The organism is Paenibacillus sp. FSL L8-0333, from assembly GCF_037965665.1.
Lineage (GTDB): Bacteria > Bacillota > Bacilli > Paenibacillales > Paenibacillaceae > Paenibacillus_AQ > Paenibacillus_AQ odorifer.
On the sequence record NZ_CP150186.1, the window covers coordinates 2,006,630 to 2,021,262 of the forward strand.

At 44.8% G+C, this 14,633-nt stretch carries 13 protein-coding genes; 8 read left to right on the top strand and 5 right to left on the bottom strand.

The genetic code is table 11. The annotated features are described in order from the left end of the window. Positions 1-3: 3 nt before the first annotated feature. From sufD to sufB, 4 genes are read left to right on the top strand one after another with little or no spacing between them, the layout of a single operon-like run. Positions 4-1,305, top strand: coding sequence for a Fe-S cluster assembly protein SufD (sufD, locus tag NYE72_RS08615; RefSeq protein WP_036684344.1), 1,302 nt, complete (start codon positions 4-6; stop codon positions 1,303-1,305). Further along, on the top strand, positions 1,302-2,528 hold the full coding sequence (locus NYE72_RS08620) for a cysteine desulfurase (RefSeq protein ID WP_339211713.1): 1,227 nt from the start codon (positions 1,302-1,304) through the stop codon (positions 2,526-2,528). The genes sufD and NYE72_RS08620 overlap by 4 nt, the downstream gene beginning before the upstream one ends. Next, a complete protein-coding gene (gene sufU, locus NYE72_RS08625; protein ID WP_036684339.1) occupies positions 2,515-2,946 on the top strand; it encodes a Fe-S cluster assembly sulfur transfer protein SufU in 432 nt (143 codons plus the stop codon). Before NYE72_RS08620 ends, sufU begins: the two co-directional genes overlap by 14 nt. A gap of 24 nt (positions 2,947-2,970) precedes the next feature. Beyond that, a complete protein-coding gene (gene sufB / locus NYE72_RS08630; RefSeq protein ID WP_036684335.1) occupies positions 2,971-4,368 on the top strand; it encodes a Fe-S cluster assembly protein SufB in 1,398 nt (465 codons plus the stop codon). Positions 4,369-4,513: 145 nt separating this feature from the next. Here the strand turns inward: sufB and NYE72_RS08635 are convergent, their stop codons facing one another. Both NYE72_RS08635 and NYE72_RS08640 read right to left on the bottom strand, forming a co-directional pair. Then, positions 4,514-4,954: a hypothetical protein gene (locus NYE72_RS08635; RefSeq protein WP_076274899.1), complete on the bottom strand. Its 441-nt coding sequence runs from the start codon at positions 4,952-4,954 to the stop codon at positions 4,514-4,516. Positions 4,955-5,050: 96 nt separating this feature from the next. Continuing rightward, positions 5,051-5,599, bottom strand: a complete 549-nt coding sequence (locus NYE72_RS08640; RefSeq protein WP_249267783.1) for a hypothetical protein — start codon at positions 5,597-5,599, stop codon at positions 5,051-5,053. 452 nt (positions 5,600-6,051) lie between these two features. Between NYE72_RS08640 and NYE72_RS08645 the strand changes: the two genes are divergently transcribed. From NYE72_RS08645 to NYE72_RS08655, 3 genes are all read left to right on the top strand, one after another. Further along, positions 6,052-7,812, top strand: coding sequence for an ABC transporter ATP-binding protein (locus NYE72_RS08645; RefSeq protein ID WP_036684103.1), 1,761 nt, complete (start codon positions 6,052-6,054; stop codon positions 7,810-7,812). A 26-nt stretch (positions 7,813-7,838) separates the two neighbouring features. Continuing rightward, positions 7,839-9,677 carry an ABC transporter ATP-binding protein gene (locus NYE72_RS08650; RefSeq protein WP_036684176.1) on the top strand — a complete coding sequence of 613 codons (1,839 nt, stop codon included), beginning with the start codon at positions 7,839-7,841 and terminating at the stop codon, positions 9,675-9,677. Between the two features lie 108 nt (positions 9,678-9,785). Then, entirely contained in the window at positions 9,786-10,118 is a 333-nt protein-coding gene (locus tag NYE72_RS08655; protein WP_339211714.1) for a hypothetical protein, read from the top strand. Positions 10,119-10,130: 12 nt separating this feature from the next. On the opposite strand, the gene NYE72_RS08660 is transcribed toward NYE72_RS08655, so the two are convergent. The 3 genes from NYE72_RS08660 to NYE72_RS08670 all read right to left on the bottom strand — a co-directional run bounded on the left by NYE72_RS08660 (position 10,131) and on the right by NYE72_RS08670 (position 12,988). Next, entirely contained in the window at positions 10,131-10,379 is a 249-nt protein-coding gene (locus tag NYE72_RS08660) for a hypothetical protein (protein WP_052096900.1), read from the bottom strand. Positions 10,380-11,156: 777 nt separating this feature from the next. Next, positions 11,157-12,197, bottom strand: a complete 1,041-nt coding sequence (locus tag NYE72_RS08665; protein ID WP_036684091.1) for an HD-GYP domain-containing protein — start codon at positions 12,195-12,197, stop codon at positions 11,157-11,159. Between the two features lie 77 nt (positions 12,198-12,274). Beyond that, entirely contained in the window at positions 12,275-12,988 is a 714-nt protein-coding gene (locus NYE72_RS08670; RefSeq protein ID WP_038569590.1) for a molybdenum cofactor biosynthesis protein MoaE, read from the bottom strand. Between the two features lie 137 nt (positions 12,989-13,125). Here NYE72_RS08670 and NYE72_RS08675 point away from each other — a divergent pair, with 137 nt between their 5' ends. Further along, a complete protein-coding gene (locus tag NYE72_RS08675; protein ID WP_076214361.1) occupies positions 13,126-14,565 on the top strand; it encodes a bifunctional UDP-sugar hydrolase/5'-nucleotidase in 1,440 nt (479 codons plus the stop codon). The last annotated feature ends 68 nt before the right edge of the window (positions 14,566-14,633 follow it).

Sequence of the window (14,633 nt, forward strand, 5' to 3'; positions counted from 1 at the left end):
ACTATGACGACACAGACCATTCTTCCGGTGGATGCCGAACGCTTGAGCGAATTATCGCACAGCAGCGGCGAACCGGGTTGGCTGAAAGAAAGCCGCTTGAAGGCACTAGAATTGGCAGCTACTCTGACACTGCCTAAATTAGAGAAGACACGGATTGATCGTTGGAATGTCAATAATTATGGTAGCTATAAAGCAAGTGAACCTTTTGCTTCGCTAAGTGATGCACCTGCATCTATTTCTTCCTTGATCAAGGATCAGGAGGAAGGCAGCCTGATTATTCAACGCAACTCTGGTGCAGTATATACACGTATCGCTCCTGAGCTTGCAGAACAGGGTGTTATTTTTACAGATCTACAGACAGCTGTTAAAGAACACGGAGATTTGGTTCAACGTTACCTGCATAAAGCCATTCAGCCAGACGAGCATTCTATCGCAGCGCTTCATGCTGCATTGTGGAATGGTGGAGTATTCCTCTATGTTCCTAAGAATGTTGTTATTGAAACTCCGCTTCAAGCAGTGCTGTTAACGGATGATGCGGAAGCTACTTTTGTTCCACACATTCTGGTCGTAGCTGATACTAACAGTTCCGTAACCTATGTAGACAACTACGTATCGGATAAAGAAGAAGCTGGACTACACAATGGTGCGGTAGAGGTATTCGTGGGCGCTGGCGCTAAAGTTCGGTATGCTACAGTGCATCAGCTTGGTGTAGATACTACAGATGTAACTTATCGCCGGGCTGTTGTTGAGAATGACGGAGTCATCGAATGGATCGTTGGTGAGATGAACTACGGAGATACTGCGAGTGATACCAAGTCTGTGCTTAAAGGCAACGGTTCTAGCTCCGACGCTAAAGTAATTGCAGTAGGTACGGGATCACAGAAACTGAATTACACCACTCAAGCTCAGCATTTTGGCAAAAGCACACCAAGTGATATGATCACTCGTGCAGTTATGCGTGATTCTGCTACTTCTATCATCAACGGAATCACCAAGATTGAGAAAGGTGCTACTAGAGCGGATGGCCAGCAAACGGAAAAAGTATTGATGCTGAGTCCAAAAGCCCGTGGTGACGCCAATCCGATCCTGCTTATTGATGAAGATGATGTTACAGCCGGCCATGCCGCTTCCGTAGGACAGGTCAATCACGAGCAAGTCTTTTACCTAATGTCCCGCGGAATTACACGGCATGATGCAGAGACTCTGATCATCTACGGCTTCTTGGCTCCTGTTGTGTCACAAATTCCACTGGAGGGACTGCGCAATCAGCTCCAATCTCTTGTGGAAAGGAAGTTAGTGCAATGATTAGCAACGCCATCCGGGAGCAATTTCCCATACTGAACCAAAATGTGAACGGACATCCACTAGTCTATCTGGACAGTGCTGCTACTTCACAGAAGCCTCGGAAAGTGATTGAGGCGGTCAAGTCGTATTATGAGTGGGATAACGCCAACGTACACCGTGGCGTCCATACTTTAGGCAGCCGAGCAACCGATGCCTACGAGGGAGCCCGGGAGAAGCTAGCTAATTTTATTAACGCCCGCAGCACTAAAGAAATTATCTTTACACGCGGAACGACTACAGCATTAAATATTGTGGCCTCTTCTTACGGACCCTCTGCTGTGGGTGAAGGCGACGAAATCGTCATCACATTAATGGAGCATCATAGTAATCTGATTCCATGGCAGCAGCTCGCTAAGAAGACAGGTGCTACATTAAAATATATACCGTTGCAACCTGATGGAACGGTTACGTTGGAAGCTGCCGAGCAGACGATTACGGATAAAACCAAGATCGTTGCTATCGCTTATGTATCCAACGTTATGGGAGTAACTCATCCTATTAAAGAGCTTGCGGCTATTGCTCATCGTCATGGTGCAGTAATTGTCGTAGATGGTGCACAAAGCACACCACATATGAAGGTCGATGTGCAGGATCTGGATTGTGATTTCTATGCACTATCTGGTCATAAAATGCTTGCACCAACCGGAATTGGCGCTTTGTATGGCAAGAGAGCACTTCTCGAAGCCATGGAGCCCGTCGAATTCGGTGGCGAGATGATTGATGATGTGGGTCTTTATGAATCCACATGGAAAGAACTGCCTTGGAAGTTTGAAGGCGGTACGCCGATCATAGCTGGTGCTGTTGGTTTAGGTGCAGCCATTGATTTCTTACAAGAAATCGGATTGGATGAGATACACCGCCATGAGAAAGCTCTTGCAGCGTATGCAGAGCAACGTCTGTCAGAGATCGAGGGTCTGAACATTTATGGTCCTCGGAATCGTGAAGTCGGCGTTGTCACCTTTAATCTGGGTGACGTTCACCCGCATGATGTCGCTACAGTGCTAGATGCGGAAGGTATTGCCATCCGCGCTGGTCATCACTGCTGTCAGCCGCTGATGCGCTGGCTGGAAGCCAGCTCTACAGCACGTGCAAGCTTTTATCTGTATAATACTGAGCAGGATGTAGATCGACTGGTGGACGCTTTAATCAAGACAAAGGAGTACTTCAGCTATGAACTTGGATGACTTATACAGACGCGTAATTATGGATCATTATAAAAGTCCTCGAAATCGCGGTTCATTTGAAGATGATGCTCTAAAAATTGAACTGAATAACCCAACCTGTGGTGACCGTATTACTCTTCAGCTTAAGGTAGAGGATGGAATCGTAAAGGATGCCCGTTATAATGGTGAAGGCTGTTCGATCAGTATGTCGTCGGCTTCGATGATGACTGAGGCGATCAAAGGACAAACGGTTGAACGTGCGCTTGAACTGGCCGATAACTTCTCCTTACTGATGAAGGGTGAAGACGTGGATTTTGGAGATTACGAAGACATTGAAGCCCTTTCGGGTGTGAATAAATTCCCTGCGCGGATCAAATGCGCAACACTGGCTTGGAACGCACTTCGTAAAGGAATTGACGAAGAAGAGCAACATAAATAACAGTAGAACAAGGAGGCTGACACCATGGCTAAGAAAGCGCCTGATATGGAAGAATACCAGTACGGGTTCCGTGATGAGCATAAGTCGATATTCCAGTCTGGTAAAGGTTTGACGGCCGAAATTGTTAAAGAAATTTCAGCGATCAAAAATGAACCACAGTGGATGCTTGACTTCCGCTTGAAATCTTTGGAGCAGTTCCGTAAAATGCCAATGCCTACATGGGGCGGCAATATGGATGATTTGGACTTCGAGGATATTCAATATTATGTAAGACCTTCAGAGAAGCAAGGGAAGACTTGGGAAGAAGTTCCTTCCGAAATCAAAGAAACCTTTGACAAGCTGGGGATTCCGGAAGCGGAACAGAAGTTCCTCGCCGGCGTATCGGCACAATATGAATCTGAGGTAGTCTATCACAGCATGCAGAAGAGCCTTGAAGATCAAGGGGTTATTTTTACAGATACCGACACTGCATTGCGTGAGCACCCAGAGCTTCTGAAAAAATATTTCGGGACGATCATCCCTCCAACCGATAATAAGTTTGCCGCACTTAACAGTGCAGTTTGGTCAGGCGGCAGCTTCATCTATGTTCCTAAAGGTGTGAAATGTGAAGTTCCTTTGCAGGCTTACTTCCGTATTAACTCCGAGAACATGGGACAATTCGAACGTACTTTGATCCTTGCTGATGAAGACAGCTTCGTGCACTACGTAGAAGGATGTACTGCTCCAATCTATAGCACGAACTCTCTGCACAGTGCGGTTGTTGAAATCTTGTGTATGAAGAACGCCCGCGTTCGTTATACCACAATCCAGAACTGGGCTCCAAACATCTACAACCTCGTTACCAAACGTGCGGTTGCAGAAGAGAATGCTACCATGGAATGGGTCGATGGTAACATCGGTTCCAAGCTGACCATGAAATATCCTGCGGTTGTTCTTAAAGGACGTGGTGCTAAAGGTTCAGTACTATCCATCGCGGTAGCAGGTAAAGACCAGCATCAGGATGCGGGTGCCAAGATGATCCATTTGGCTCCAGATACAACATCCACCATTGTATCGAAATCCATCAGTAAACATGGCGGTAAAGTAACTTACCGTGGTCTAGCTTCCTTCGGCCGTCAAGCAGAAGGTGCGAAATCGAACATTAAATGTGATACGCTGATTTTGGATAATGAGTCCACTTCGGATACTATTCCTTACAATGAAATCATGAACGATAACATCGTTCTTGAACATGAAGCAACCGTGTCTAAAGTTTCTGAGGAGCAACTGTTCTACCTGATGAGCCGTGGCCTCACAGAAGCTGAAGCGACTCAAATGATCATCATGGGCTTCATCGAGCCGTTCACAAAAGAACTGCCGATGGAATATGCGGTCGAAATGAACCGTCTGATCAAGTTCGAGATGGAAGGTTCAATCGGTTAATAAGAGCGCTTATGAATGGAGGCCCGTCCTCCTAACGCTTATATTTCTTCAAAGCATCCGTAGATATTTTTCTGCGGATGCTTTTTTATGGGCACAATTGAAAAAATCCCCGAATGCTCCGGGGACTTACCTTTAATATTTTCAATTATCCATTTCCGGCAACGGCAATTCCACTGAAGGATCTGGCTCCCAGAGATGCCGTTCTAATCGCTGATGCTACAATGGTGTATTGGATCTGGCCAGTAAGCACATCGGTCGAAGGCGGATAGTCGACAGCGGTGATTCCAACCATTTCATATTGGGTCGTTGTATTATTAATGGTTCCGGGGTAGGTTGTACTGAAAATTAATACATTATTGCGGTAAATACTAAAAGTAACATCATTCTGAACTATAATGCTGACATCAACACTAAGTCTGGCAAAAGCATTCAATGTGACTCTCACTAAGCCTGCATTGGCAGGGGTAACATTTACTGTCTGAAGTCCAATGTCACCGAAAACTGCACCTGAACGAACCAAATTAAGACTTTGTGCATCCATAGTGCTGCCCTGTGAAATCCGCATATCAAGAAACTGTATACTCATCCTATTCACCTAACCTCTCATTGTTGATTTTATATTTTATGAGAGAAAGAATAGAATGGCACCAAATCATTGGCGGGGTTTTTTATATAGTAAAGGCTACTGTTTTGCCAGATCATTCACTTCTTTATTAAAAGCCTCTGAATATTGATTAAATTTACCTGCATCAAGTGTTAAGCTGTCATCGTTTGCTTTTGGAGGTGTCTCCTGGATCTGCTTATATAAAAGATCAATTTCTGGTGAAAGCTTGGCCCATATTTTCTTAATAGAATCATACTTAGTATCTAACTTGTTCATATATGTATCGTATTCTTTTTTCTCTTCCATGGCTTTGCCAAGCTGTTCGACCGTAAAGTCTATGTCCATGCTCGCTCCTGTACTGCTTGTACCACTTCTAGTGTATGAGATAACATCTACAAACCCTACATTCCAAATGTCGGCAATAACAAAATTGCTTATTTCTCTTAGCGTTTTTTCAGGTGAGGGTGCTGCTGTATCTGCTTTTGAGGAAATTTCCCCGAAATTAAACAAGTTTTTAGATTCGTTGATCGCTGTGTTTGCGTCCGTAGGGTTATTGTTATTTGTATTGCTACACCCTGAGAGAAGGATAATGGCGATAATACAATATAAAATAAGCTGCTTTTTCAATATAGTTCCCCTCCATAATATAAGTAAAAAGTGTTGTATTACTATATTACGGTAAATTGTGGTAAAAGTTTTACATCTGAGGCAAATTTAAGACGGCGAAAAAGTGAACTCTTCGAAACCCGAAATAAATTCCAATAATTATGCAAAAAACCGAATAAAGGTCCTCCTAATATTACACGATGATTACAATATTCATGTAGATTCTTTATTCATCAGGATTAAGGAGGAAACACGAGCATTTTAAGATAACGAGGGTCCTTTATATCATGTAGATGCTGCTTTTTTCCGAAATAACCGCAAAAACGCGCAATTCTCCCCTTTGCCGCATTAAATTATGGATGATACACTGCATAAAGTCACTAAATTGTAAGCGCTAAAAAAAGCTAGCTTACGATGTAACATTTGCTTTATACAAAAAAACGCTTACTAGGTAAGCCTTAAGGAGGAGAGATATGGATGTTCTCAGGCAACTGCGCGGTTATTATCGAGAGAAGCTGCATTTTCTGATTCTTTCGATTATATGTTTGGCCGCTGCAACTGCAGTGGGGCTGATTACCCCCAATTTGTTAAGAAAGCTGATCGATGATGTTATTGTGCCACTTAAGTTTACAGAGGTGCCAGTGCTCGCATTGAGCGTGTTAGCTGTAGTAATAGTAAAAGCATGCCTGCAGTTTGCACATGGTTTTTTTGGAGGACGGCTAGGTAACTTTCTTGCATACCGGCTGCGTAATGCTTGTTATGAGAAGCTGCAATTCCTATCTTTCCGTTATTATGATACCGCGAAAACTGGGGATTTGATGTCCCGACTAACCGGAGATTTGGAAGCGATTCGTAACTTTATCGGTTTCGGTTTTGCTCAGTTGCTTAATGTCTTTTTTATGGTCATTTTTGGTTCGATTATGATGTTCTCACTCAATTGGCAGCTTACTCTAGTAACTTTGATTACGATGCCAATCCTGGCGTTTATTGCGCTAAAATTTGAGTCTAAGATTCACCCGGCCTTTCAAGAGATGCGCCTTGCGCTCAGTTCTCTGACTACGGCTGTACAGGAGAATATCACGGGTGTGCGCACCGTCAAATCGTTTGCGAGAGAGGCTCATGAAGTAGAGAAATTCTCGCACCGTAACGAACGTTATAAGAATAACCAGATTTTTGCTGCTGAGCTCTGGAGTAAGTTTTTTCCAGCGATGGAGTTTTTAGCATCGATCAGTGCAGCTATTCTGCTTGGAGTAGGCGGAACGTTAGTTATTAAGGGGAAAATGTCACTGGGCGAACTGGTTGCTTTTTTCAGCTTAATTTGGTACATCATTGGACCGATTTGGGGTCTTGGATTCCATATTAATAACTATACACAGTCCAAAGCATCGGGAGAACGTGTATTGGAAGTACTTAATCAGAATATTGATGTGAAGGATAAAGAGAACGCCCGTGAACTGGTACCTTCTGAGGTTAAGGGAGATGTAGCGTTTAATCACGTCACATTTGCTTATGGAAACAAAATGCCTGCGGTTACAGACATTGATTTTGAGGCTAAATCTGGTGCGGTTATAGGGTTCCTTGGAGGAACGGGCTCTGGTAAATCGACCATTACACAGCTGATGATGCGTGCTTATGACGTTAATGAAGGCAGCATCACACTGGATGGGATGGACATCAGAGAATACAATGTTCGCAGCTTGCGTTCACAGATCGCGACGGTCTTTCAGGAGACCTTCCTGTTCTCCTCCTCAATTCGCAACAACATCTCCTATGGGTTGAAAAATGTAAGCATGGAAGAAATTATCCGAGCTGCACAACTTGCCAAAGCCCATGATTTCATCATGGAGATGGAAGATGGTTATGACACTGTGGTGGGTGAGCGCGGAATGGGTCTTTCCGGTGGACAAAAGCAACGGATTGCCATCGCTAGAGCCCTGCTTAAGAATCCGCGGATTCTTATCCTCGATGATGCGACCAGCGCTGTCGATATGGAGACGGAGCACGAGATTCAAGCCGGATTCCAAGAGGTCATGAAGGGGCGCACTACACTTATTATTGCCCATCGGATCTCCTCCTTGCGCCATGCGGATCAGATTATCGTCATGAACGAAGGTCATGTACAGCAGCGTGGTACCCATAAAGAGCTAATTGAAGTGCCGGGTCCTTATCAGGATGTATACCGGATACAGTATGCTGATTATCTGGCCAGAGCGACCGGAAGAGGGGAGGAGTGAGGCATATGAAACTTGAAGCCAAACCAATGACCGCTACGGGAGCAAAAAATAAAGCAGCCGAGCAGCAAGAGCTGGATGAACGTTTTGTATATAAAGATGATGATGTCATCGATAAGGCTTTTGACTGGAAGCAATTTACCAGACTGTTCGGGTACATGAAGCCTTATGCAAAGCAGATGCTTCCATTGGTGTCCATCATGATGATTCTGGGAACTATCACGAAGTTGACCGTCCCGTTCCTAACAAGTTTAGCTATTGACCGTGCGATTGCACCAAAGGTGGGGAATCCCAGCTTATCTCTGCTATATTCGCTTACAGCAGGGGTAATCGTCTTATATCTGATTCAATGGATTGCGGGAGTATACCGGATTAAATACACGAACATCATAGGCCAAAGAGTGATTTATGATTTGCGCTCAGATTTGTTCAAGCATATTCAGAAGCTCTCCTTTAACTTCTTTGATAAACGTCCGGCAGGTTCGGTATTAGTGCGGGTAACCAATGATATCAACTCTTTGCAGGATTTGTTCACAAACGGGGTTGTCAATCTGATGATCGACTGCGTGCAGCTTATGGGGATTACCATTATTCTGCTAGTGATCAACTGGAAGCTAGGTCTTGCAGTAATGGTTACGGTTCCGATTATGTTCTTTGTTTCAACTAAGCTGCGCCAAAAGATTCGGATCGCTTGGCAGGATGTGCGGATGAAGAACTCCAGAATTAATTCTCATTTAAATGAATCGATTCAGGGAATCAGAGTCACACAAGCCTACACCCAAGAACAAGAAAATATGAATTATTTCGATGTTATGAATACCGACAGCAAAAAATCCTGGAACAAAGCCTCTGCGATGAACCAGGCGTTCGGTCCGATTATTGAGGTCACAGGTGGTTTTGGGACAATGATCCTCTTTTGGCTGGGGGCTTATCTGATCCAATCTGGAGAACTCACAGTAGGTATGCTGGTAGCATTCAGTTCTTATGTCAGCAACTTCTGGGACCCGATTAATCGCCTTGGGCAGATGTACAATCAGCTGCTTGTGGCAATGGCTTCCTCGGAACGGATCTTTGAATATTTGGATGAGCAACCTGCGGTTCAAGATAATCCTGGTGCTAAGCCAATGGGAACGATTCGTGGGGATATTAACTTTGAGAAGGTCATTTTTGAATATGAAAAAGGCCGGGCTGCATTAAAAGGTATTGATCTGGATGTAAAAGCAGGACAGTCGATCGCGCTCGTAGGTCATACAGGTTCTGGTAAAAGTACGATCATTAACCTGATTGGCCGGTTTTATGATATCAAAAGCGGCCGAATCACGATAGACGGTGAAGATATCCGCGGGGTTACGTTAGACAGCCTGCGAAGGCAGATCGGAATCGTGCTGCAAGATACCTTTATTTTCTCGGGAACGATTCGGGATAATATCCGTTTTGGCCGTCTGGAGGCTACAGATGAAGAAGTGGAAAATGCTGCAAAAGCCGTGGATGCCCACGACTTCATCATGAAGCTGCCCGGTGGGTATGAGACAGAGGTGGAAGAGCGCGGCAGCGCGTTGTCGATGGGACAACGTCAGCTTCTCTCCTTCGCCCGGGCGCTCTTGGCAAATCCGCGTATTCTAATCCTGGATGAGGCAACTGCCAGCATTGATACGGAGACAGAGCTGAAGATCCAGGAGGCACTCAAAATCCTGCTTCAAGGCCGAACCTCCTTTATCGTAGCGCACAGACTTTCTACCATCCGCCATGCGGATAAAATAGTCGTTCTCGATCACGGAGAGATTAAAGAAGAAGGAAACCATCATGAGTTGACATCCCGTGATGGGGTATACAACGGTCTGATCGAAGCGCAATTCCGCTTCCTATAGACCGACAGAACGGAACAGAACAGAACAACAGCTCATTCCCGTTGCTTAGGCAAATGCGGGGTGGGCTGTTTTTTATAGGGATATAGTGATTAATGTGGCCGGGGCTTGGTGGATCAGAGTAGAGTGGAATATGGCAGAGGTATTACGGGACAAGGTAACCGAAGAACGGCAGAACGGAAGAACGGAAGAAGGGCAAAACGGAAGATTGGAAGAACGGCAGAACAGCAGAACGTAAGAATGCAAGAACAGCAGAACGGCAGAACAGCAGAACGTAAGAATGCAAGAACAGCAGAACGGCAGAACGGTAGAATGGAAGAATGGAAGAATGGAAGAATGGAAGAATGGAAGAACAGCAGAACAGCAGAACAGCAGAACGGCAGAATGGAAGAACAGCAGAACGTAAGAATGCAAGAACAGCAGAACATAATACAGCAGGGTTAGATTTCTATTCAGTTACTTAGGACGTTTGGATACCCTGCCCGTCACACGCAGCTCAAACATTTGTGCACAAATATCTTGATGCCATTGTAGATCAGCTGTCTGTTCCGCTAATTGGATTTCATTTTGCAATCGGGCCATCTCATAGCAGTAGGTAGCGTTTATTTGCAGGCACTGCTGTTGTTCCGTTTCCTCAGCAGCAGTAAGCTGCCGTCTACGGCTCAGGGTGAACAACTCGGCAAGGCGTTCATGGACAGGAAGCATGCTTTTTTCCTCCTACAGCAATTTAAAACCACATATTAGTCTCGCCATGAGAAGAGAAATTTAAACGTTACGTCAGATAATTAAATTGAGGGGCCTTACTATGTTGAGGGTAGGAGGAACTATCTTCGAAGTCAGAAGGAAACAAGTAGAGGTGAAAATCGAGGGAAGTTTAGGAGTAATCAGGAAACGAATCGTTTAGTTGCAGTTTGTACAATAGTAACCGCCATTCTCGTTATAAAAATACTGTTAATTGCACTTTGTGCAGCTATTTTCGAGAAATGTGCTTATTAAGGGCATTTTCCTTAATTCTAGTTGCACAAAGTACAACTAAATCAGAAATCGGCTCGCTAGACGTGGATTTAGTTGCACAAAGTACAACTAAATCACAATTCAGCTCGCTAGACGTGGATTTAGTTGCAAAAGTACAACTAAATCACAATTCAGCTCGCTAGACGTGGATACTGTTGCACAAAGTACAACTAAATCACAATTCAGCTCGCTAGACGTGGATACTGTTGCACAAAGTACAACTAAATCAGAAATCGGCTCGCTAGACGTGGATTTAGTTGCACAAAGTACAACTAAATCACAATTCAGCTCGTTAGATGTGGATTCTAGTTGCACAAAGTACAACAAAATCAGAAATCGGCTCGGTAGACATGAATTTTGTTGCACAAAGTACAACTAAAAAATCCCCCGTAGTCAAACCGGGGGATTTAGTGTACAAACAGCAGCTCTGAACCTTTTGCTAAGCAACGCAGGACCTCAAGAAACGCCCTAGTCCATGTAGATTTCCACAATCGTAACGTTACGTTCGCGGGCTAGATCGACAAATAATCCATCGATCTTTACCAGCGGACGGAAAATATCAACTGGATTGTTCATGATAATCACACCTGTATCCCCCGTGTTCAGTAATACTCGCTTGCCGATAAAGTTAGGCATTAAATGCTGTATAAAGGCTTGAACCGTTCTACCGTTCAGCTTACCAAAGCTGAGGTCATTTAGTTCACGTAGGACAGAAATAAGCTCTTGCTTGGACTGATAGACGCGTTTAGAAGTCATCGCACTATAGATGTCAGCTACAGCAGCAATTTGCGCATAAGGATGAATATCGGATTTGGTTAGCTTATTAGGATAGCCAGAGCCGTCCTCACGTTCATGATGCTGCAAGGCTGCCAAGGCTGTATGTGAGTCATCCATAGAATTGCGGATAATTTCGTAGCCGTACTTAGTATGTAGTTTAACTTCTTCGAATTCTTCCGCGGTTAATTTCCCAGGCTTATTTAATAGTGCAGGTGAGATTCTACATTTTCCAATATCAATTAAATATCCAGCTCGTCCAATCTCATAGCATTCTTGTTTGGAATACCCAAGCCAGATTGCAATATAATAAGAGAGCATACCTACCTGCAAAGAGTGATTGTAGGTATAATTATCTTCGCGATCGAGCAGAAGCAGCAGGGAGACTACATCCTTTTGCTTGTCCAACGATTGAAGCGAAGGCTGAAGAATGTCGTTAACCACGGATTGGTTAAAGCTTCCTTTTAATAGTGCTTCCATATAAAGATTCTCAAAGCCGTCAATCATGGTATCAAAACTAGTGGTCACCGTCTGAATAATTGAAGGTCTGCTTAATGGGGCAGGTTCTTCCACTAACGTCTGGATATCAACATAATCAACTCCATGCTGCATCAGCTTGGCGATATCATCTATCTGGAGCAGCGATCCCTTTGGTAATACATGCAGACCTCTTGAACTATAAGCGTCTGAGTTGAGGTGATTACCAGGTTTTAGATCCGAGACGTGTACTCTCAATGCCTATGCCACCTTTTATCCGATTTTATCCAGAATATCAACAAAGTGCAGATTTTTCAATGAAAAAGGAGTGAAGATTAATTGTGGAGGGAATCGGCAGCCTTTTGTTCAGAGCCTACCCAGTGCTGGCCTGATTCATTGATGTCTTTTTTCCAGATAGGGACGGTCTGTTTCAGCAGTTCAATGGCCAGACGACTAGCCTCGTAACAGGTATCGCGATGAGGGGTAGAGACGGCAATGATAACGCTTGCTTCCTTCAGGCCTACAAGCCCAATGCGGTGGGAAATCGCGCAGCGTGCATTCCAGCGATTCTGCACCTCGTCACCAATTTCTTTCAGCTTGCTTAAGGCCATAGGAATATAGGCTTCATAGTCTAATGCTGTTGTACGTTGTTCTCCGGTCATTTCGCGTGTAGTTCCTACAAATAACAGGGATGCTCCATGATTGGCGTCGAGGACGGCATCCAGAAGCTTCTCAGCATTTAAAGGCAGATCCGTTATGCTATAGAGGCCGTCAGAAGTGCTCTCATATAAAGAACCATTCTCTCCACCGGAAACGGGAGGGATTAATGCAACTTCGGCAGACTCGGTGATGAGGGCTTCATCAGGTGCATATTCCCGGTCAATGGCGACCAAAGAAGTTCCAATTAGGGATGCTGCATCCGGATAAGAGGTTGAAAGGAGTTCTTTTAACTTCCCAGCGGTTAAGGGATTCTCTGTCGCATGAAAGGTCAGAGAAGATGAGCCGATAATCTCAGCCAAACCCGCGAACAGACGGATTGTGATATGCATACTTATTCACCTCTGAAATATGTTGTAATGTCTACAATATACCATAATGAGCCTGAAAATGTTATGCTAGGCTCTATAAGATCATGCATCGGCTGCTTCATTAAAGAGCGGCTCAACAGGTAGGAGGAATGTTGCTAATGGGGCATGTGCCGCAAAGACTGACCATACTTCATACCAATGATATACATAGCCATTTCGAAATGGTGAGTCCATTGGCAGCAGAAATCGGGAGACAAAGAGCTGCAGCGGGGGAAGAGCCTGTGCTGTTGCTGGATATTGGCGATCATATGGATCGTGCAGCCGTCGAGACAGAAGGAACTATGGGTCAGGCTAACATCGATGTACTTAACTTAACAGGATATGATGCTGTAACCATCGGTAATAATGAGGGGTTAACATTCTCACAGGAGATGTTATCCTCTATTTTCTCCGGGTTACAGTGCCCAGTGGTATGCTGTAATTTTGTGGAGACTGCAACAGGGGAACCTCCCCACTGGATGAAGCGTCATGCCATCTTGGAGAAGGATGGAATCAGAATAGGAATAACTGGAGCGACAGCGGCATTTAGTTCGTTCTATTCCTTGCTGGGCTGGGATGCCCTGGATCCCGAGACAACCCTTCGGGAACAATGCCTTCTTTTAGCTCCCCGGGTGGATATTCTAATCATCCTTTCTCATTTGGGGCTTCCCGCAGATCGAATTCTGGCAGAGCGGCTGGAAGGTGTGCATGCTATTCTTGGTGGACATACGCATCATATGCTGGAAGAGCCGCTCATGATTAACGGAACAGCTGTATGTGGAGCGGGGAAATTCGGGCGTTACCTCGGGCGGCTTCAATTTGAGCGGAGAGAGGGACAAACTGGATTCAGTCTGGTGGCAGGTGAATGTATTCCGATTGACCCAGAACTGAAGGAAGAGGTTGTAGGTCCTGCCGCTACTATTCATTTGGAGCGTGGTCGTGAGGCTCTTCAGCAGACCGTTGCGATCACAGATCGTGAGCTTCCTTTGAATTTGCAGGGAGAATCCCCTTTTGGCAATCTTTTAGCCCAAGCTGTACGTAGATTTACAGGCGCCAGTTTGTCGATAGTTAACACAGGTCAGCTTCTAGGACCTTTGCCTGAAGGGGAGGTTACAACGGGAATGCTGCACGCCCTATGTCCTTCTCCCATTAATACATGCGTAATCAAGCTGAAAGGCCTAGATATTCGCATAGCTTTGGAGCAGAGTCTTACGGAAGAATTTTATAATAAGGTGATTTTTGGGTATGGCTTTCGCGGGAATTATCTGGGCAGCTTAGCAGTAGATGGGATAAAAATCTTGTACGATCCGCAGCAGATACCGTATGATAACAATATTGCAGTTTTTGTCGAAGGAAATCCGCTGGAGGATGATAAAGAGTATAATGTTGGTACGCTGGACATGTTTACTTTCCGTGCAGGCTATGAGACGATCGCCAATGGGAAGGATCCTTTATTTTTGCTGCCTCATTTTTTACGCGACCTGCTTGGGATGGAATTGCAGCGCCCGGACAGTCTTGATGAATGCATGCTCACTCGCTGGCAGATCAAGTCTGAGTAAACCTGCAGCTTACAAGATTTACTTTTTGATTCCATTTAGACAGTGCTAGATTCCCAAAAAAATAGGAG

Coding starts and splice junctions, on each gene's coding strand:
- sufD (WP_036684344.1), top strand. CDS start 4: ATGACGACACAGACCATTCTTCCGGTGGATGCCGAACGCTTGAGCGAA.
- sufU (WP_036684339.1), top strand. CDS start 2,515: ATGAACTTGGATGACTTATACAGACGCGTAATTATGGATCATTATAAA.
- NYE72_RS08670 (WP_038569590.1), bottom strand. CDS start 12,988: ATGCATATCACAATCCGTCTGTTCGCGGGTTTGGCTGAGATTATCGGC.
- NYE72_RS08660 (WP_052096900.1), bottom strand. CDS start 10,379: ATGCTTCCTGTCCATGAACGCCTTGCCGAGTTGTTCACCCTGAGCCGT.
- NYE72_RS08650 (WP_036684176.1), top strand. CDS start 7,839: ATGACCGCTACGGGAGCAAAAAATAAAGCAGCCGAGCAGCAAGAGCTG.
- NYE72_RS08620 (WP_339211713.1), top strand. CDS start 1,302: ATGATTAGCAACGCCATCCGGGAGCAATTTCCCATACTGAACCAAAAT.
- sufB (WP_036684335.1), top strand. CDS start 2,971: ATGGCTAAGAAAGCGCCTGATATGGAAGAATACCAGTACGGGTTCCGT.
- NYE72_RS08635 (WP_076274899.1), bottom strand. CDS start 4,954: ATGAGTATACAGTTTCTTGATATGCGGATTTCACAGGGCAGCACTATG.
- NYE72_RS08645 (WP_036684103.1), top strand. CDS start 6,052: ATGGATGTTCTCAGGCAACTGCGCGGTTATTATCGAGAGAAGCTGCAT.
- NYE72_RS08675 (WP_076214361.1), top strand. CDS start 13,126: ATGGGGCATGTGCCGCAAAGACTGACCATACTTCATACCAATGATATA.